We start from the raw sequence: 18,913 nt of genomic DNA on the forward strand, positions 1-18,913 counted from the left end.
CAGCCACGGGATCATCCCGCTGTCGCAGTAGGCGAAATCACGGAAGTAGTGGTGGGCGCTCATTTCGCCGCCGTAAATAGCATCTTCCGCACGCATCCGCTCTTTGATGAACGCATGACCGGTTTTCGACATCACCGGCGTGCCGCCTGCGGCCTTCACCACGTCGACAGTGTTCCAGGACAGGCGCGGGTCGTGGATGATCTTCGCGCCCGGGTGTTTTTCGAGGAACGCTTCCGCCAGCAGGCCGACGATGTAGTAGCCCTCAATAAACTGCCCTTTTTCGTCGAACAGGAAGCAGCGGTCAAAGTCGCCGTCAAAAGCAATCCCCATGTCCGCGCCGTGCTCAATCACCGCATTGCGGGTATCGTCGCGACATTCCGGCAGCAGCGGATTAGGAATACCGTTCGGGAAGTTGCCGTCCGGGGTGTTATGCACCTTGATGAACTCCACCGGTACGCCCCGGGCCTTAAAGCGCGCTTCAATAGCGTCCACCACCGGACCCGCCGCGCCGTTACCCGAGTTGATCACCAGCTTCAGCGGGGTGAGGTTGTTGACGTTGATGTAGCCAAACAGATGATCGATATAGGCGTCGCGCAGGGTGATCTGTTTATAGCTGCCGCGCTTAGCCATATTGACCGGCGGGAAGTCGTTGGCTTCCGCCAGGCGCTGGACGTCGCGCAGGCCGGTGTCGCCGCTGATTGGGCGCGCGCCCTCACGCACCAGCTTCATACCGTTGTAGTCCATCGGGTTATGGCTGGCGGTGACTTCAATGCCACCGTCAACACCGAGGTGGAAGGTGGCGAAATAGATCTCTTCGGTGCCGGAAAGGCCGATATCCAGCACATCGACGCCCGCGTCCTGTAACCCCTTCGCCAGCGCCAGCTTCAGCGCCTCACTGGTCAGACGCACGTCGCCGCCGAGTACAATGGTTTTCGGTTTGAGAAATTCGCCGTAGGCGCGGCCAATCCGCCACGCAATTTCTTCGTTCAGCTCTTCGCCCAGCCTGCCGCGAATATCATAGGCTTTGAAACAGGTTAATTTTACCATTATTATCTCTACAATAATCGTTAATATGTCAAATAGTAATAACATCAAACATAAGAAGATAGAATTTTTTAATTATTAAGTGAGTTATAACCTTCCGTATCGGTCACTAATTCGTACAATATCATCCTCTTCCAAATAATCTCCAGAACGAACCTCAATTAACTCCAAAGGAATTTTCCCTGGATTTTCTAAGGTATGAACCATGCCTAAAGGAATATATACTGATTCATTTTCACCAACTAGTTTCACTTCTTCATCGATAGTTACTTTAGCCGTGCCAGCTACAATAATCCAATGCTCTGAGCGGTGATAATGCATTTGTAAGGACAAACCCTCTCCGGGATTTACAGTAAGTCGTTTAACATGGTAGCGTTTACCAACATCGACAGAATCATATTTTCCCCAAGGGCGATAAACTTCTCGATGCCTATAACATTCCAAACGACCGTTTGCTTTAATCTGCTCAACGACTTTTTTGACATCCTGAACTCGATCGCGATGCGAGACAAGAACTGCATCTTTAGTTTGCACAATGACCAAGTCACTAACACCAATTGTCGAAACTAAATTTGATTCTGCATAAATGTAACAGCCGTTGGTGTCATATTTTATTACATCTCCTTTTATACAATTACCAGCTTCATCTTTATTGCTAATTGCCCATAAGGATGACCATGAACCAACATCGCTCCACTGAGCGTTCATTGGTACAATAACTGCTTCATCAGTATTTTCCATAACGGCATAATCTATCGATTCGTCAGGGCAAGCAATGAAGGAATCACGATCAATACGTACAAAATCTAAATCCTGAGAAATAGTACTTATCGCTTTCTTACATGCATTTAAGATATCTGGCCTGTGTTTATTAAGCTCTTCTAAATATCTTCCTGCACAAAAAAGAAACATACCACTATTCCAGTAATACTCTCCCGATGATATATAGCTTTCTGCCGTTTCCAAATCAGGTTTTTCTACAAACTCCTCAACAGAGAATGCTTTTGATGATATATCGCAAGCAGTGCCACGACGTATATATCCGTATCCCGTCTCGGGAGAATCTGGTATAATACCAAATGTTACTAACTTACCTTGTTTAGCGTGGGGTATTGCATAATTAACCGCTAAGTGGAATGCTTTTTCATCACCAATTATATGGTCAGCAGCTAATACCAACATTAAAGGATCTTCTTCATTCTCTTGTCTATTGCATAAATTCAATGCAGCAATTGCAATCGCAGGCGCTGTATTTCGACCAATCGGTTCTAGGATAATATTATTAGTTAGCATGTCAATTTGGCGCAATTGTTCTGCCACGATGAAGCGATGACTTTCGTTACAAATAACTATTGGCTTGGTACATTTCAATCCATCAAGACGCTTGATAGTGGTTTGCAGCATTGTTTGATCTCCCTGCAAACATTGGAATTGTTTAGGGTAAAGATCACGCGATAATGGCCATAGTCTGGATCCCGTACCTCCGGCCATAATAATAGGATATATCATTTTTCTAACAACCTCCCAATTCCTGAAACTAAATTTGTTAATTGCGATTGCCAACTAAATTTGTTACTAACAAAATCCAACCCATTTTCAGCAATTTTCTTGTAATAACCAAGATCCCGTAATAATAAAGTGAGCGCTTTCTTATACTCTTCGACAGTATCAGCGACAATTATTTCTTTTTCTTTAATAGCACCTAGCCCTTCAAACCCAACGGATGAAGTAATCGTGGGCAACCCTAGCGCCATATATTCCAGTATCTTATTTTGTACGCCCGCGCCGATTCTCATTGGACAGATACCCACGTGCCCATCGATAACATTTACAGAAATGTTATCAACCATACCAACAACGTTTATGTATGGAATTTTTTTCAATTTACATTTGTTTTTTTCAGATATTTTCCCTACAACCTTAAGATTAAAAGTATGAATAACCTGCAATTCAGGCAATATATTTTTTGCAAACCATGTCACAGCATCAAAATTTTGCAACGTATCCATATTTCCGATAAATATTAAATTCACCGTATCACTCAAGTCAATTTTTCGAGCTATAAATGGATACTTTTCGACATCAACTCCATTACCACTAACGACAATATTATTTATAGTTGGTTCAGCGTAAAGGTAGTTCTTATCGACACTTGAAATCAACGAAATCAGAGAAAAATGATTAACCATTGCTTTTTCATAATTATATAATCGAGATCTTTCAAAACTATATATTATTTTTTTAAACGAGAATAAGGAAGGCGAATTACTGGCGCGTTCATAATTCATTGAGATAGCGTCAGTCATTTCTAAAACATGCAGACCCTTTTTATCTTTGACATAATCACCAACTCTTATCAGGTGTGAGAGAGTTAAGTCATGTTCTTCAATTAGCTTTTCGACTTTCAACTTAAAATCTTCATTATAGTAATAAGCAATCTGAAGAGGTTTTTTAGTAGGGATAGCCTTAAGCACATTAAAATATGAATATAAACGAGGCTGAAAGATACGATAAATTTTAGTAAAGATTGGTTCTTCAACTCTGTATTTTAACTCAGTCTGATCTTCACATAGACTAAGGAGAGTTAATTCGTAATATTTTGATAGTTCCTGGCATATTTTATAGATTCTAAGCCTGTCCCCACCAACTACAGGAAAAGGAAAACGGGGAGTTAACACAAGAATTTTATTTTTCTTCATATAGCCTACACAATTCGTCTTTTATTAATTTATGCTCTAATAATTCACAATCAGTTTGATCATTTTTATGAGTAAAGCACCTGCGTACAGCTATATTAAATGTCATATCATCATTATAAAAAAAAGTATTATTTGATTTTTGCTCCAGAAAAGGATCTATATTCGAACAAAGTACATTCTTATTAATCAATTTTGCCTCGGCGACTGCCCTACCATACCCCTCCGCTTTTGAGTGGGCCCACACAAACGAGCAGTTTGCATATAATGACACCACTTCCTCTAAAGAAACAGAGCCAACCACTTCAACTTTCTTTAAATCAGGATAGTTTTTTAAAACTTGTTTTGCGAAATTTATGTTACGACCGAGCCCTAAAATTTTCAACGGAATCTGCAGATCGCTTGGCAAGGTTGAAAACAAACGCAGCGCCCCAACTAAGTCTTTATTATCTCCATGCCCCGAAACCAGGAGTATAAATTGCCCATTATCACTTTTTGTTTTTTTTGCAATTTCTTCAAATGAGAAGAAAGTATTAGGGAAATGATAAGATTTACTTCTCTGAAAAAGTCGCAATCTTTTTATAAGGCGAGAAGTACTTTTTGATATAAAGGAAAATCTTGACCCATGTCTGGATGCATATAAAATACAGAAAGATACATAACGAGAAGAAAGAGATTTATTAACTTGTTTTAAACTGATTAAATCATGAATAATTACTAAAGATTTATTTGCCAGTATATCAACAATTGATGCACTATTATAGGGATATATATTAATTTTCGAACTAATCACCCCTCCCACAAAAGGAGTAATCAGCTGTTCATAAATCACAAATAAGATATTGTGTATAATATTCGGCATCCTTCTCAAAAATTTAGGACACGTTAACTCTATAACTTCAAAATTTTCTTTTTTTAATTGTTTAACTAATTCCGATGTATAAATGGGAATTCCTCTTTTCAATACTCCCCAAAAGTAATTATTAATGACAATTCTCATCACTCAATTCCTTATATTGTTGCGCAATTTGCTCCCAACGAAATGACTCAGCATATATACTGGCAGCTTTTAAAAGTTGCAATGAATCATTAGGCCTTAGGTAATTATTAATGAGAGAAGTTTTCAATTCATCAAGAGTGTTACACAAAATACATTTATCTTTAAACGAAGAGGAAAATTTCCCTTTATAACTGATAATTAATGCGTCATTTTGCATGGCCGCAAGTGCAGTACCTCGCCGCTCAGATATTCCGTCAGGGAAAGGTAATAGTGCAATACGTGAAGAAGCTAGCAACTCTGCCACTTCATTCTCATCTTTATTTAAGATTAGTTTAATGTTTAATAAATTGGCCTTTTGTAAAACATTTTCTTCATATTTTAGATCAATACCTGGCTTAAAACCTAAGAGTAAGATATTTGCTTCAGGGTGTACCATTTTTAAATTAGTTACAGCATCAAAAAAATGTTCGATCCCTTTCCCTTTAGAAATTATGCCAAAATACACAACATCAAATATTTTATTTTTTGATTTCCTTGCCATTGGTATATTCGAAGCAATAGGTATTATTTTAATCCTGCTGGGCTTAAATCCATCTGTAGCTAAGACCTCATACTCATATATATTTGTTACAATTATTGTCTTGCACAACTTAAAGATTTTTAAAAAGATACGAGCCCGCCGTGAAAGGCTACTATACTCATGTAGTGTCAATGATATATTAAGATTTAGTAAGAAAGCGAATAAAAAAGCCAGATGAGGTGTAAAGGCAGTAAATTTGTTTTTCGAATATCCTACAGTTGGATATTGAATATTAATGAGTTGAATTTTATCTTTTGACAGAAGTATATTTCTAACATAATCCCACAGGCCAGACTTAATAATTACTGTTGAAGTCATCTGAGTTAAAGATTTATTTAGATTATAAAGATAATCTCCTACACCGCATTTATCCGGTGGATACGAACCTGTATAAAAAAGAATCATCACTCAAGACCTACTCTGTGTTCTGAAGAAAAAATTGACAAGTATGGATAAAACAATTCAGGGTATGATTTCAAAATTGAGTTACTTTGAAAACATAAATACGCTATTAATAAAAATATAAAAACAGGAGACCTTGAAAACCCCCCTATTTTTTTGAAAACATATGGCCAAATAAATATTTCGGTTATAGTAAAGTAGATACTCATGACCGAAAACATAGCCGATACTGGAGAAAACAGCAGGTAAAAGGAAATGCCTGCCAAATAAAATTTTAAAAACGAAATCACCATTTCATTATTTTTTAACTCAGTTTTAAATATTACGTATGTAAATATCACAACTACGATGCTTCTCTTTAATATTCCACCAAACCCTAAACTTCCATATTGTTCAGGTGAATCAATATATGCGTTAAGCTTAGCTTTAATAACCTCTCCTGGAATATAGTTCAAAACTTCAAATAATATATTCTTTAAAAACAATGAAAGAGGTATGAAAGCAACCATTGAAATAACTAATAATATATACTGGTCTCTAACTTTACTCTTCTTTATGAATATTCCCAAGAACATAATTAAGGCTGACGCATGAAATGTTGCAGCTAACATAATTAAAAGTGAAGCTTTTAGCATTCTGTTTGTAAATAAATAACACAAAGAAAAGGACAGAATACCAATAGCTATAATTCTTCTTTCTGCCCCAAAAAAAGACCCCAAATAATAGTAAGAATAAAAAAATGCAATTGCAATAACTATTAACTCATAATCTTTAATTAAGTTTTTACATGTCTTAAAAAGAAGATAAACAGGAATAAGCGAAGTGATAATCAAAAATATAGTATAGTTATTGGTAAAAAAACGAATCAAATTTACATATAAAACATATCCCGGTTCAAAATCATGTCGCTGATTCGGAACTAAAAAATCCTCATAATAGGGTAACCAGTCAGTACCCGTTTCCCATCTTAAGGCACTAAACAAAACTAAAAAAGCCCCTCCCAAGAATAAGGAAACATTTTTATAGACTGTTGTTTTTATAAAAGCCACAAAAGGAAATATAAAGCAAAATAAGTAATAAATCATCCTTGCTCCAAATATAACATAATCTAATCGAGTAAAATCTATCTTACTTTAGAAATATCATACCATATTCTAAACATTTTTTTCGCTTGTGCTAAATTTCCCTTCCTTAATGAATTAATGATCAACATAATTAATTTTATATTCATCAATATAATTAATTTCGGATAATGTTTCTTTAAAAATATTCTCTGACTACGAAAATAATGGTAAGTCGAGAAGTAAGATTTTTGATCGCCGATAGTTGCACTTTCCTTATGATATACGATGGATTCAAGACAGTAATTCAATGTATATCCTTTTTTTCTCGCCCGCAAGCAAAAATCCAATTCTTCAAAATAAAGAAAAAAATTTTCGTCAAGTAAACCAATGGCATCAAAAATTTCCCTAGGCACTAACATCGATGCACCTATTATATAATCAATATTTTTTTCATGTGCATCTATAATGTCAGAAGATTTAATATGTCTCGTTGATAATGAAATTTTACTAAACCGACCTCCGATCCCCTGTTCAAGACTGGTATCGGGATAGTATATGAGTTTAGAACCACATATATGAGTTGTATCTTTTTCCTGACAAGAAGATATCATATTCGAAAGCGAATACATATCAACAATCGTATCATTATTTAATATCCAAATATACTCACAATCAACTTGTGTTAATGAAAATTTTATCCCTATATTATTACCTGCAGCAAAACCTGCATTCTTATCATTATATAGTATACTTATAGATTTCTCACCATTTCCGTATACACTATCTTTTTTGCTTATAACCGAATCTGCTATAGTATAAGAATTATAACTATACTTTTTCTCTGCCAGAATTTTGTGAAATTCATTAATAAATCGTTCCTCTGATTTATTATCTATAATCACAATGCTGGTTTTTTTATATTCCAATAAACTTAGTGAATCAATGCATGCTATCGTATCTTTAACATTGTTCCACATAAGTACGCAAATATATACCATCTTGCTTTCCTTAATATACACCATCTGCAAATATTTTTTTTATTCTAATGGTCCACTCAAAGTTCTGGTGGACATAATTTACTCTTTCTTTATAGGAATTAGTTAGATCCTGTGCATTATCTATAATTTCTTGTATTTCCTTTGCAACTTCATGTTTGCTTGAACGAATGATTTTACCGTACTTACCATTATTGGTGATATCTTTAACTCCACCGACAGGAGTAGAAATGATATAACATCCGTGATAAGCAGCTTCAGTCATTGCTAACGAAAATCCTTCCCAGCGGGAAGTTGACAAATAGACCTTTGCCCTAAGATATATTTTATCCAATTCATCTCGATCTTTGTTTCCACATAAGAAAATATTATTTTTAAGTACGGGATCTTGCTCCAGAAGCTTTTTCAGTTGTATCTCAAAATCATTATTATAACCACCTATAAATAACATTTTCCAATCATCTTTCCATGTTACATCTCTTACAGCTTCGAGTATAATTTCATGATTTTTTTGATATGCACCAATTCTGCCAACAACAATTATAACATTTTCTCGCTCAACGCATTGTTCTACCATATGAGAAATAACTCTATTATCATCCCAAATGCAATTCGGTAAAACTTGCAGTTTTTTAAAAAAAGTATGTTTCTTTAGTAAGACATAGAGTTCAGAATCCTCAATAGTAATAAAATCACACAGTAATACTTGTAGATATAAGGTAAACCTAGTCTTTATTTTATTCTCAGCTATATGTTTCATCATTCGTAAAGCATTTGGCATGTCCATATCAAGCTTAAGAAAAGACTTAACTCCCAGCAATTTCGCAAAAACAAGCCAGATATAATTTTTTTTACTTAGATGATAAACATTTATCAGGGTAACTCTATTTATAACAATTATAAACAAAGCTTTAATAAAATATGTCATCCATAATCGACTAGAAATACTATATAGCTTTACACCATTAAATTCTTCTTCATATTTTTTTTTGCCACGACATATTATTATTCCAGGCTCTTTTGTCAGCTCTGTAAAAATCTGAGGTATTATACCCACATCTTTTGTCCAGTGAACAGATTCAAAACCCTCAAAAATTGTAGCTATTTTATATTTCATGTCTTTGTTTAAACGTCCCGGATTTTATATGAAGAAAAATCATGATTGCGACACCAACTGTTTCCCCTATAGCAAGAGATAACAATCCTCCGTTAAAATTAAATCTTTGAACCAATGGTATCATTAATAATAAAGTTGTTGTTGCTACACCTAAATTAGCATAAGTTGTAATTTTCTCTTTATGTGTGATTACACTAATTTGTGTATCAATGAAGACAGCCATTGCTACAGCAAATACCAGAAAAGAGGATATAAATGAAGTTAAATTTATTGTAGGAATAGCTACCCTTGCTAAATATTCCGCAACCATATTTATAGTAAAAAAAAGTCCAATGCATCCTGTTGCAGTTATAAAAAAATATCGACTAAACAAGCGAGTAACGTGGGCTTTGAAATTTTCTTTTTCATATTCTTTTTGGCTATCCTTCATAAGAACACGATTAATTATTCCTGGAAAAGAATTCACACCATTAATCAGTTGCTTATATAGATTCAAAAACGCTAAATCTTGTCTACTGGCAACAATAGAGATAATAACTTGATCCAAATATTGATATATTGAACCAAGAGCTGCATTAGAAATAAAATAATTTACATTAGAGAGATTTTTTTTGGGGGATGATATTTTTATTATTATTCTTTCATCTTTAATAAGTAATAAATAGCCTGTAATATTTGAAGCAATTAATGCTCCAGCACTTACTAATGCAAAGTAAATAATATTACTCGTAATATTCGAAAGAACATATATAGCAATTAATGATAAGATTTTTATAGCTAATGTTCTATAGAATAAAATACTTAGTTCGCCTTTCCCATAAAAATACCATTCAACACAGATGCAGTGTGATAAAGTAACTACCGAAAATATAATAAAGATTGGATCATTATAAACATTCATTGCAAAAATGAATATAAGTTGTATTATAAATGCAAATAATATGAATAAAAACTGAACACCAATGATTTCACCAAGGGTCTCATGATCACTTAGATAAGCTCTAAGATAATATGAAAAAAGGCCATTTGAAAATATTGCGATCAAAATATTGGTTATCAATCCTGCATATACATAATGCCCGTAACTACTTAAACCAACAGAGACTGTTATTAGAGGAATGCTAAACATCGGGAAAAAAGCATTTACAACATTTAGCAGCAAGGAATAGCTTAGATTCTTATTTCGCTTCATTAATCCCATAAAAAGGCTCTGCATTTTTATCTTTATCTGAAAGAATGGGTTCCTGATTAATTGGCCAATTTATTTCGATAGTTTTATCATTCCAACTCAATATTTTTTCATGTTCTTTAGAATAATAATTAGTAGTTTTATAAAGAAACTCTGCGTTATCACTTAATACTAAAAAGCCATGAGCGAAACCTTCTGGAATCCATAATTGCCGTTTATTTTCTGCAGAAATATTGATGCCCACCCATTTTCCATATGTTACTGAATTAGCTCGGATATCAACGACAACATCAAAAACCTCACCTACAACACAGCGTACTAATTTACCTTGCGCAAATGGAGGCATCTGATAATGCAGACCGCGCAGCACTCCTTTAGTAGATTTTGAATGATTATCCTGGACAAACTCAACCTTTCGGCCTACGGCTTCTTCAAAAACTTTTTGATTAAAGCTTTCCATGAAGAACCCACGGTCATCGCCAAATACCTTAGGTTCAAAAATTAGTACATCAGGAATTTCTGTTTTAATAACCTTCATTTTATTAATAACCCTTAATCATTTTTAAAAGATACTGGCCATAGGCATTTTTTTTCAATGGCTCAGCCAACTTTTTAACCTGTGCCGCATCAATAAAACCCTTACGATAAGCAATCTCTTCCGGACAAGAGACCTTCAGCCCCTGACGTTCCTCAATTGTGGCAATAAAATTGCTCGCCTCTATCAGGCTTTGATGCGTTCCGGTATCCAGCCAGGCATAGCCACGGCCCATCATGGCAACAGATAATCTTCCCTGTTCCATATAAATACGGTTGATATCGGTGATTTCCAGTTCACCACGCGCGGAAGGCTTCAGATTTCTGGCCATCTCAACAACACTGTTATCGTAGAAATAAAGCCCCGTTACCGCATAATTGCTTTTTGGCTCAAGCGGTTTTTCTTCCAGGCTGATAGCAGTACCATTTTTATCAAACTCCACCACGCCATAGCGCTCGGGGTCGTTCACATGATATGCAAAAACAGTCGCCCCGCTTTCTTTATTCACGGCAGCGTCCATCAGTTTCGGAAGATCGTGACCGTAGAAAATATTATCCCCAAGTACTAATGCACAATCATCATTACCAATAAATTCTTCGCCAATGATAAATGCCTGCGCCAGACCGTCAGGGCTTGGCTGCACTTTATACTGAAGATTTAATCCCCACTGACTACCATCGCCAAGCAGTTGCTCAAAGCGTGGCGTGTCCTGTGGAGTGCTGATAATGAGAATATCCCGAATACCCGCTAGCATCAGGGTAGAAAGCGGATAGTAAATCATTGGCTTATCATAAATAGGCAGCAATTGTTTACTCACAGCCATTGTAACCGGGTAAAGACGAGTGCCGGAGCCACCAGCGAGAATAATCCCTTTACGCGTTTTCATATCTTCTTCTCTTAAACACAAAATGCCCACATTCGGGCATTAAAAATTGTTAAATTGCTGTCGTTGTAAACAACTCATCCAGCATACGTTTGACACCCGTTTCCCATTGTGGGAGGACTAAATCAAAAGTTTTCTGGAATTTATCCGAGTTCAGTCTGGAGTTAGCAGGACGTTTCGCTGGAGTCGGGTATGAGCTGGTTGGGACCGCTTTAAGCCTGGTCAGAGCTAAATTTACTCCCGATTTCTGCGCTTCAGCGAATACAAAAGAAGCATAGTCATACCAGGTGGTTGTGCCACTGGCCACCAGATGATAAAGCCCTGCCACTTCCTGTTTAACCATGGCAACACGAATGGCATGTGCAGTACAATCCGCGAGCAGCTCAGCCCCCGTTGGCGCACCATACTGATCGTTAATAACAGCCATTTCAGCGCGTTCTTTCGCGAGGCGTAATATGGTCTTCGCAAAGTTATTGCCCTTACCTGCATAGACCCAACTGGTACGGAATATCAGATGCCGGGAACAATGCGTCTGTAGTGCCTTTTCACCTGCCAGCTTTGTTTCACCATAAACATTCAGTGGAGCCGTTGCATCTGTCTCGCGCCATGGTGTCTCACCAGTACCCGGAAAAACATAGTCGGTGGAATAATGCACCACCCAGGTCCCCATCTCTTGCGCAGCTTTTGCTATCGCTTCGACGCTCGTTGCGTTCAGTAACTGGGCAAACTCAACCTCTGTTTCTGCTTTATCCACGGCGGTATGCGCTGCTGCATTGACAATGACATCGGGGCGGATGCGGCGAACCGTCTCTGCGACACCTTCAGGATCACTAAAATCGCCACAGTAGTCGGTAGAATGAACATCAAGTGCAATAAGGTTTCCTAATGGTGCGAGTGAACGTTGCAACTCCCAGCCCACCTGCCCTGTCTTACCGAACAAAAGGATGTTCATTACTGACGTTCCCCATAGTTTTGTTCGATCCAGCTCTGATAAGCACCGCTTTTAATGTTTTCAACCCACTGCGCGTTTGCTAAATACCACTGCACAGTTTTACGAATCCCACTTTCAAAGGTTTCCTGCGGTTTCCAGCCCAACTCGCGACTAATTTTATCAGCATCAATCGCATAGCGGCGATCGTGACCCGGACGATCCGTAACGTAGGTGATTTGATCGCGATACGATCCCTCTTTGGGCACAATCTCATCCAGCAAATCACAGATGTTATGGACGACATCGAGATTTTTCTTCTCGTTGTGACCGCCAATATTATAGGTCTCACCAGGCGTTCCCTGGGTGACAACGGTATAGAGCGCGCGGGCGTGATCTTCAACATACAGCCAGTCACGAATCTGATCGCCTTTACCATAAATAGGCAACGGTTTTCCTTCCAGTGCATTGAGGATAACCAACGGGATCAGTTTTTCCGGGAAGTGATACGGACCGTAGTTGTTTGAACAATTGGTCACAATGGTTGGCAAACCATATGTCCGCAACCATGCACGAACAAGATGATCGCTTGACGCTTTTGATGCTGAATACGGACTGCTTGGCGCATACGCTGTTGTTTCAGTAAACAGCGGAAGTTTACTACCCACTTCCACTTCATCCGGGTGCGGTAAGTCCCCATAGACTTCATCAGTTGAAATGTGGTGAAAACGGAAGGCTGTCTTTTTCTCACTATCAAGCGACGACCAGTATTCGCGTGCCGCTTCCAGAAGCACATAGGTACCGACGATGTTGGTTTCGATAAATGCAGCAGGCCCGGTAATAGAGCGATCAACATGGCTTTCTGCCGCCAAATGCATTACCGCATCTGGCTGATGCTCGGCAAATACACGCGCCATTGCTGCCGAATCGCAGATATCCGCATGTTCAAAAATATAACGGTCGCTTTCTGAAATATCATTAAGTGATTCCAGATTACCAGCATATGTGAGTTTATCGATATTAATTACGCTATCGCGGGTATTATTTATTATATGGCGAACCACCGCAGAACCAATAAAACCTGCACCACCAGTAACAAGTATTTTCACGTTACGATTCCGAATAAGTTAACAAAATCGGCATTGAGGTACCGATTATTAATTAAAAAATGAATTAGTTTCGACACGCTACCGCCCCTGGCTTTACAGCTACCAGTGCACTGCGCTCTTTCAAAGGTATGTCAAAGCCCGCCTTTACGCGCAGGCTTTCTAAACTCAAACGCTAATTGTCTTACCAAATGATGTTAGAAACAAGCAAAAATCCTGCAAAAAGCGGTTTAAATTTCAATAGATAACTCTTTGAAAAGATACGTATTTTCTTATTTCAACAAAAACGGCAGTAAACATACCCGGCACAGGTTAAATATGCCTAGAATGTTTACTGCCGTTAACTGTTTCGCGTTGGTCAAACCAACCGTTAATTTCGCTTACTCGCTAAGCAACTTCTCAATGCTTTTCCTGAACTTAGGCCCTTCTTTCAGGTTCCGCAGTCCGTACTTCACAAACGCCTGCATATAGCCCATTTTTTTACCGCAGTCGTAGCTGTCGCCGGTCATCAGCATCGCGTCAACCGATTGTTTTTTGGCCAGTTCTGCAATGGCGTCGGTCAACTGGATACGTCCCCAAGCGCCCGGTTCGGTGCGCTCCAATTCTGCCCAGATATCTGCGGAAAGCACATAACGCCCCACAGCCATCAGATCGGAATCCAGGGTCTGCGGCTGATCCGGTTTCTCAATAAATTCGACGATGCGGCTGACTTTACCTTCGTTATCCAGCGGTTCTTTGGTCTGGATGACGGAGTATTCAGAAAGGTCACCCTTCATACGTTTCGCCAACACCTGGCTGCGGCCGGTTTCATTGAAGCGCGCCACCATCGCCGCGAGGTTATAGCGCAGCGGATCGGCACTGGCATTATCAATGATGATGTCAGGCAGGACGACGACAAACGGGTTATCGCCAATTACCGGTCGGGCACAGAGAATGGAATGGCCCAACCCCAGCGGCTGCGCCTGACGGACGTTCATGATCGTCACGCCCGGCGGGCAAATGGATTGCACTTCCGCCAGCAGTTGGCGCTTCACGCGTTGCTCGAGAAGCGACTCTAATTCATAGGAGGTGTCGAAGTGGTTCTCAACGGCGTTCTTGGACGCATGAGTCACCAGAAGGATTTCTTTGATCCCTGCAGCCACGATCTCGTCAACGATGTATTGAATCATCGGCTTGTCGACGATCGGCAGCATCTCTTTGGGTATTGCCTTAGTGGCAGGCAACATGTGCATACCCAGACCCGCTACCGGTATAACTGCTTTCAAATTAATCATTATTTCATCCACCTGTAAAATGGTTGCTGAATTATAGCTCTTTGACTCGTTTTCGCCAGCATGAATTATTTTGTGAAATCATTGCCGTGACGTCTGATGCTACGCGTATCACCTGTGAATTGCAGTAGCCATATTCCTAAGTATGGGTCAGTTTCGCCAGGAATGGTCGCAAAACTACCCCCTCCCCTCCGGCAACCGGAAGTTAATCGCGTCCACATTCACGACCTGATGATTTATCCGGTCAATGTCGACCGAGCTTTGGCCTTTTTCGTTGACCGCCTGCACATTCGCCAGCGACAGCAGGGTGTCGTTTTTGGCCATAAACTTACCGCGCACGTCTTTGCGCAGGTCAAAATGCATCTTCAGCGCCGGGCCAACGGTGGATTCCTGCATCACCTTGATATTGCGTAAGAAAAGGTGCTGAGGCTTGTTGTGTAACTCCAGCGTTGCCCGCTTCATGTCGATGTTGGTGAGGGCGACAAAAGAAGTCGCGTTGCCGGATGAAATTTGTATTCCGCGCAGTTTATACGCAAGTTGGGTATTATCCAGGCGGATATTATTCAATTTCAAATTTTGCGGAATCGACAGGTAGTTGCCTTTTACCACCCCGTAGCCAATCAGCATGCCGGCGCTATTTACCATATTGATATTATCAATGACGAAATTATCACAGCCATAAATAGCCACCGTTGCGTTATCAATCCCGGCCTTTTTACTGAAATCGGGAGTGATATTTTTCGCCTTTACGTTGCGAATGACAAAATGCTTGCCGTTCTCGACGTGTACCAGTTGGCGGCAGTCGGAACCGGTGATGTTGGCGACGACAAAATTTTTAACCGTCTGTGTTTCTGGATAGGTGTTGTCGTAAGTGCTGCCCGCCAGGCCAATCCCAATACCCCAGTTGATCTTGCCGTTGGTACAGTTAATCCGCTCAATCACATGGTCAGAAATGAGGATGTTGCGGTCATTAATCGCCACATTCCACTCAATGGCGTCGCCCTGTAAGTCGGTGAATGTCCCGTTGGTGATCCTCGCGCCGTCAACCTGATTATGAAAACCCTGACGCAGGATGGCATAGTTCGCCTGGGTCACAGTGATGTTGTCGATGACCAGATTACGCATCACCTGCGGTTTTTTCCCACCGATATAAATTTGCGTCACCGGGCCGAAGCCGCTCATCGCAATATCCCTGATGACACAGTCAGAGCCGCGCACGTCCAGCGTGATATTGTGCAGGCTGCCGCCCTTCTCACCGGTGACCTGGCTGCCGTCCTGAAGAACAAAACGCCCACGTCCATTGCCGCGCAACGCCCCTTCCACCCGTAATGTCTTACCCGGCGGAATAAAAATAGCGGCGTTGATGTTGTCGCAAACCAGACCCGCCGGAACCCGCACGGTTTGTGCGTCGGCAAAGGCCTGCCTGAAGGAAGCGATCCAGTCTTTGGGGTTATAGTCCTGGATGTTGGCGGTGTTGCCCGCGGTCACGGCGCGGGCAAAAGGAGAATGGAGTGCAGGAAGCGCGGCAAGCACGGAGCCTGCCGCCAGGAAGGTGCGTCGGGAGAGCGTCGTTTCTGGCATACAACCTCGGTTTACATCGTTTGCAGCAGGCTGGCTAACTGACGGTTGATCACCTGCTGGTTAAAATCGTGTTCAACTTTTTCACGTGCGTGCTTCACCACTGGCTCAAGCGTTGCGCGATCGATCTGGCTAAACCCGGCAAGCTGCGCCGCCAGCGCCTGCGCATCGTTTTCCGGCACCAGCCAGCCTGACTTTCCGGCTTCGACCAGTTCCGGAATACCGCTGTGGACGGTGGAAACAACGGGGATCCCCACCGCCATCGCCTCCATCAGCGCGACCGGAATGCCTTCCATATCGCCATCCGCGCCAGTAATGGAGGGCAGCAAAAAGAGATCCGCCTCGTCGAGCATCGCCTTCACTTCGTGGCTCGGTTTGAAGCCCGGCATCTCAATCACGTCATCAAGCTGATACTGTTCGATAAGCGTCCGCAAACGCCGTTCCCATGGCCCCATCCCGAGGATACGATAACGAAACGCGACGCCCTGCTCTTTGAGCTGGCGACAGGCTTCTATCGCCACGTGCAGCCCTTTTTTCTCGGTCAGACGCGCCACAGAGATCATCTCAAGCGGCGTGCCGGGCGCTTTCACCGGGCGATGGCTGAAGCGCGCCATGTCCACCCCCATCCGCGAGACGGCGATTTTTTCCGCCGGGCAGCCCATGCTTTTCAGGCGCTTAGCCCACAGGTCGCTAATAGGCAGCATCAGGTCGCCACGGTGAAACAACTGCTGGTATTCAGAGGCATAGTGATTCAGAACCTCCCGGCTGGAGATATCAATGCCGTGGAAAATGGTCGCAATTTTGCCTCTGATCACCCCCAGTTCACGCAGCTTGGTCGCCGTTACGCCGGCAGGGCCAAAATGCGCGATGAACACATCGGCCTGCAAAGGCGCGCTCACCTGCGCGCAAATAGACGACAGGATCAGATTGCGTGATTCGTCGCCATAGCGGGAGAAATTCAGTGATTTCCACGTCGCCGCCCGGTGCAGTCCCGGCAGCGTTTTCAACGCCCGGTAACGCAGTTTCGCCAGCCGACCCTGCGGTTCATCCTGCAGCCAGCGGGTCTTCGCCGCCAGGTTGTATTTTTCCCAGGCGGCATGGGTGTTTTGCGTATCACCTTTTTGCAGGGCGACGATGTCCACATCAAATCCCATATCAATAAACGCCGTGATCTGATTAAGGACAAACGTCTCTGATGAGAGTGGGAATTTCAGCAGAAAAAAGCTGACCTTCATCGCCCCTCCCGAATTCTGTCGAGAACGGATTTAATCATGGCAAACCCCTTGGTTCGCTCCTGCGTGACGGCGTTATCCACTTTTTCACTGAGCGCGGGCAGTTGCGCCAGCGTATCCGCGACCACGCCTTGCAGCGACCCGTTCAGCAGGTGACGAATATCAATCGCCAGCTCTGGCAGGCCTAACTGCTGCATGATCCCGGCGGATTTGTGCTCGTAGTTAATCGCGATAGCGGGCGTGCCAAAGTTCATCGAAATGATGGCGGAATGCAGACGAGTACCGATGGTCAAAACACAGGAAGCAAGGATCTTGCCCAGTTCCACATCGTTCAGTTCATCCATCGCGATATGGAAATGCGCCGATGGCTTCACAAATTTCGCCATCCGGAGCGCCACCATGCGGTCATCGCGGTTATAGCGGTCAATACTGGTACAGGTTGAAAGCACCAGCACCTGATAGCCATCGTCAATCAGTCTGTTCACAACTTCCGCAAAAGCCTGCTCATACGCTTGCTGAGTCGTGCCCAGACGTTTGTCGAAGGGCTCGAGATCGCGCAAGGTGATGGCCACGGTTTTTCTCCGCGCGGTGACATCCAGCCAGTGCTGTACCGCATAACTGGCGACAAAATCATCATGGCGGCGCTCTACCAGCCATGCGGTATCCACGCCTTGTTCCACTTTACGGGTGTCGATTTGGGCGGCGGTCATCAAATCGCGGCTGACCGTTTCACGCAGGATCAGCGCATCAGTGCGCCCAAAAACGTAATGAGCCAACTGATTAAAGTCCGGGTTCTGGAAAGGCCCGACGCTATGGCCGACCATATAAATCGGTTTGTTCGCCATAAACGCGCATAAGGGATACTCAAAATGGGTCAGGCCGTACAGGTCCACGTAGTTAGAGCCACCAACCTGAATGACCGCGTCATACTGGGCGATAAACCGGGCAAAGTCGGCAAATTCCGGCGCTAGCACAAAGTTACGCAGCGATCCTTCCTGCGCAACCTTCGCCAGTAAAATTTTGTGCTGAAAGCGACGGCGCAACACTTTTTTGACCCGGCCATTCAGCCCGGTCATCTGCTGCTGTTTCTGGCTTAGTTGATACAGCGGATCGGCAATAATTGGCCGTCCCTGTAACCAGGCGGAACTGACCGGGAAACGGCTCATCACATCCATGTCGACTTCAGGTTCTTGTTGGCGGATGGCATCGAGTAAACCGCGCATAATGGCGCTATCACCACGGTTCCCACAGGTGTGGTTGCCTAATACTAATAATTTCATAAGTTGCCTCTTA

Annotated in this window: 17 protein-coding genes; all 17 read right to left on the bottom strand. The window is 41.9% G+C overall.

From position 1 onward, the window contains the following. Positions 1 to 1,047, bottom strand: a 1,047-nt coding sequence (cpsG, locus tag OOJ60_RS18185; protein WP_205612989.1) for a colanic acid biosynthesis phosphomannomutase CpsG, incomplete at its 3' end; no start/stop codon positions are given. Between the two features lie 84 nt (positions 1,048 to 1,131). Then, positions 1,132 to 2,553, bottom strand: coding sequence for a mannose-1-phosphate guanylyltransferase/mannose-6-phosphate isomerase (locus OOJ60_RS18190; RefSeq protein WP_205612990.1), 1,422 nt, complete (start codon positions 2,551 to 2,553; stop codon positions 1,132 to 1,134). Beyond that, on the bottom strand, positions 2,550 to 3,743 hold the full coding sequence (locus tag OOJ60_RS18195; protein WP_205612991.1) for a glycosyltransferase family 4 protein: 1,194 nt from the start codon (positions 3,741 to 3,743) through the stop codon (positions 2,550 to 2,552). Before OOJ60_RS18195 ends, OOJ60_RS18190 begins: the two co-directional genes overlap by 4 nt. Further along, positions 3,730 to 4,740, bottom strand: a complete 1,011-nt coding sequence (locus tag OOJ60_RS18200; RefSeq protein WP_205612992.1) for a glycosyltransferase — start codon at positions 4,738 to 4,740, stop codon at positions 3,730 to 3,732. The genes OOJ60_RS18195 and OOJ60_RS18200 overlap by 14 nt, the downstream gene beginning before the upstream one ends. Further along, entirely contained in the window at positions 4,724 to 5,728 is a 1,005-nt protein-coding gene (locus OOJ60_RS18205; protein ID WP_205612993.1) for a glycosyltransferase family 1 protein, read from the bottom strand. Before OOJ60_RS18205 ends, OOJ60_RS18200 begins: the two co-directional genes overlap by 17 nt. After that, positions 5,725 to 6,807, bottom strand: a complete 1,083-nt coding sequence (locus tag OOJ60_RS18210) for an EpsG family protein (protein WP_205612994.1) — start codon at positions 6,805 to 6,807, stop codon at positions 5,725 to 5,727. The genes OOJ60_RS18205 and OOJ60_RS18210 overlap by 4 nt, the downstream gene beginning before the upstream one ends. Positions 6,808 to 6,845: 38 nt before the next feature. Continuing rightward, positions 6,846 to 7,784 (bottom strand): glycosyltransferase family 2 protein, encoded by a 939-nt coding sequence (locus OOJ60_RS18215; protein ID WP_205612995.1) that lies wholly within the window; start codon positions 7,782 to 7,784, stop codon positions 6,846 to 6,848. A 10-nt stretch (positions 7,785 to 7,794) separates the two neighbouring features. Then, entirely contained in the window at positions 7,795 to 8,898 is a 1,104-nt protein-coding gene (locus tag OOJ60_RS18220) for a glycosyltransferase family 4 protein (RefSeq protein WP_205612996.1), read from the bottom strand. Further along, complete coding sequence (locus OOJ60_RS18225; RefSeq protein ID WP_205612997.1) at positions 8,888 to 10,099, bottom strand: hypothetical protein; 1,212 nt, start codon at positions 10,097 to 10,099, stop codon at positions 8,888 to 8,890. The genes OOJ60_RS18220 and OOJ60_RS18225 overlap by 11 nt, the downstream gene beginning before the upstream one ends. Beyond that, positions 10,077 to 10,625, bottom strand: a complete 549-nt coding sequence (gene rfbC, locus OOJ60_RS18230) for a dTDP-4-dehydrorhamnose 3,5-epimerase (protein WP_205612998.1) — start codon at positions 10,623 to 10,625, stop codon at positions 10,077 to 10,079. The genes OOJ60_RS18225 and rfbC overlap by 23 nt, the downstream gene beginning before the upstream one ends. A gap of 4 nt (positions 10,626 to 10,629) precedes the next feature. Continuing rightward, positions 10,630 to 11,508 carry a glucose-1-phosphate thymidylyltransferase RfbA gene (gene rfbA, locus OOJ60_RS18235; protein ID WP_205612999.1) on the bottom strand — a complete coding sequence of 293 codons (879 nt, stop codon included), beginning with the start codon at positions 11,506 to 11,508 and terminating at the stop codon, positions 10,630 to 10,632. Positions 11,509 to 11,557: 49 nt separating this feature from the next. Further along, positions 11,558 to 12,457: a dTDP-4-dehydrorhamnose reductase gene (gene rfbD / locus OOJ60_RS18240; protein WP_205613000.1), complete on the bottom strand. Its 900-nt coding sequence runs from the start codon at positions 12,455 to 12,457 to the stop codon at positions 11,558 to 11,560. Continuing rightward, positions 12,457 to 13,542 (bottom strand): dTDP-glucose 4,6-dehydratase, encoded by a 1,086-nt coding sequence (rfbB, locus tag OOJ60_RS18245; protein WP_205613001.1) that lies wholly within the window; start codon positions 13,540 to 13,542, stop codon positions 12,457 to 12,459. Before rfbB ends, rfbD begins: the two co-directional genes overlap by 1 nt. 377 nt (positions 13,543 to 13,919) lie before the next feature. Next, on the bottom strand, positions 13,920 to 14,813 hold the full coding sequence (galF, locus tag OOJ60_RS18250; protein ID WP_205613002.1) for a UTP--glucose-1-phosphate uridylyltransferase GalF: 894 nt from the start codon (positions 14,811 to 14,813) through the stop codon (positions 13,920 to 13,922). Between the two features lie 174 nt (positions 14,814 to 14,987). Next, complete coding sequence (gene wcaM / locus OOJ60_RS18255; RefSeq protein WP_205613003.1) at positions 14,988 to 16,391, bottom strand: colanic acid biosynthesis protein WcaM; 1,404 nt, start codon at positions 16,389 to 16,391, stop codon at positions 14,988 to 14,990. Between the two features lie 11 nt (positions 16,392 to 16,402). After that, on the bottom strand, positions 16,403 to 17,623 hold the full coding sequence (wcaL, locus tag OOJ60_RS18260) for a colanic acid biosynthesis glycosyltransferase WcaL (protein ID WP_205613004.1): 1,221 nt from the start codon (positions 17,621 to 17,623) through the stop codon (positions 16,403 to 16,405). Next, positions 17,620 to 18,900: a colanic acid biosynthesis pyruvyl transferase WcaK gene (gene wcaK / locus OOJ60_RS18265; protein WP_205613005.1), complete on the bottom strand. Its 1,281-nt coding sequence runs from the start codon at positions 18,898 to 18,900 to the stop codon at positions 17,620 to 17,622. Before wcaK ends, wcaL begins: the two co-directional genes overlap by 4 nt. Positions 18,901 to 18,913: the final 13 nt, after the last annotated feature.

The organism is Citrobacter sp. R4 (assembly GCF_026719175.1).
Lineage (GTDB): Bacteria > Pseudomonadota > Gammaproteobacteria > Enterobacterales > Enterobacteriaceae > Citrobacter_A > Citrobacter_A sedlakii.

Excerpts from the sequence above, each read along its gene's own strand:
- wcaK (WP_205613005.1), bottom strand. The coding sequence starts at position 18,900 with ATGAAATTATTAGTATTAGGCAACCACACCTGTGGGAACCGTGGTGAT.
- OOJ60_RS18220 (WP_205612996.1), bottom strand. The coding sequence starts at position 8,898 with ATGAAATATAAAATAGCTACAATTTTTGAGGGTTTTGAATCTGTTCAC.
- wcaL (WP_205613004.1), bottom strand. The coding sequence starts at position 17,623 with ATGAAGGTCAGCTTTTTTCTGCTGAAATTCCCACTCTCATCAGAGACG.
- rfbD (WP_205613000.1), bottom strand. The coding sequence starts at position 12,457 with ATGAACATCCTTTTGTTCGGTAAGACAGGGCAGGTGGGCTGGGAGTTG.
- galF (WP_205613002.1), bottom strand. The coding sequence starts at position 14,813 with ATGATTAATTTGAAAGCAGTTATACCGGTAGCGGGTCTGGGTATGCAC.
- wcaM (WP_205613003.1), bottom strand. The coding sequence starts at position 16,391 with ATGCCAGAAACGACGCTCTCCCGACGCACCTTCCTGGCGGCAGGCTCC.
- OOJ60_RS18225 (WP_205612997.1), bottom strand. The coding sequence starts at position 10,099 with ATGGGATTAATGAAGCGAAATAAGAATCTAAGCTATTCCTTGCTGCTA.
- rfbC (WP_205612998.1), bottom strand. The coding sequence starts at position 10,625 with ATGAAGGTTATTAAAACAGAAATTCCTGATGTACTAATTTTTGAACCT.
- OOJ60_RS18215 (WP_205612995.1), bottom strand. The coding sequence starts at position 7,784 with ATGGTATATATTTGCGTACTTATGTGGAACAATGTTAAAGATACGATA.
- OOJ60_RS18190 (WP_205612990.1), bottom strand. The coding sequence starts at position 2,553 with ATGATATATCCTATTATTATGGCCGGAGGTACGGGATCCAGACTATGG.
- OOJ60_RS18210 (WP_205612994.1), bottom strand. The coding sequence starts at position 6,807 with ATGATTTATTACTTATTTTGCTTTATATTTCCTTTTGTGGCTTTTATA.
- rfbA (WP_205612999.1), bottom strand. The coding sequence starts at position 11,508 with ATGAAAACGCGTAAAGGGATTATTCTCGCTGGTGGCTCCGGCACTCGT.
- OOJ60_RS18195 (WP_205612991.1), bottom strand. The coding sequence starts at position 3,743 with ATGAAGAAAAATAAAATTCTTGTGTTAACTCCCCGTTTTCCTTTTCCT.
- OOJ60_RS18200 (WP_205612992.1), bottom strand. The coding sequence starts at position 4,740 with ATGAGAATTGTCATTAATAATTACTTTTGGGGAGTATTGAAAAGAGGA.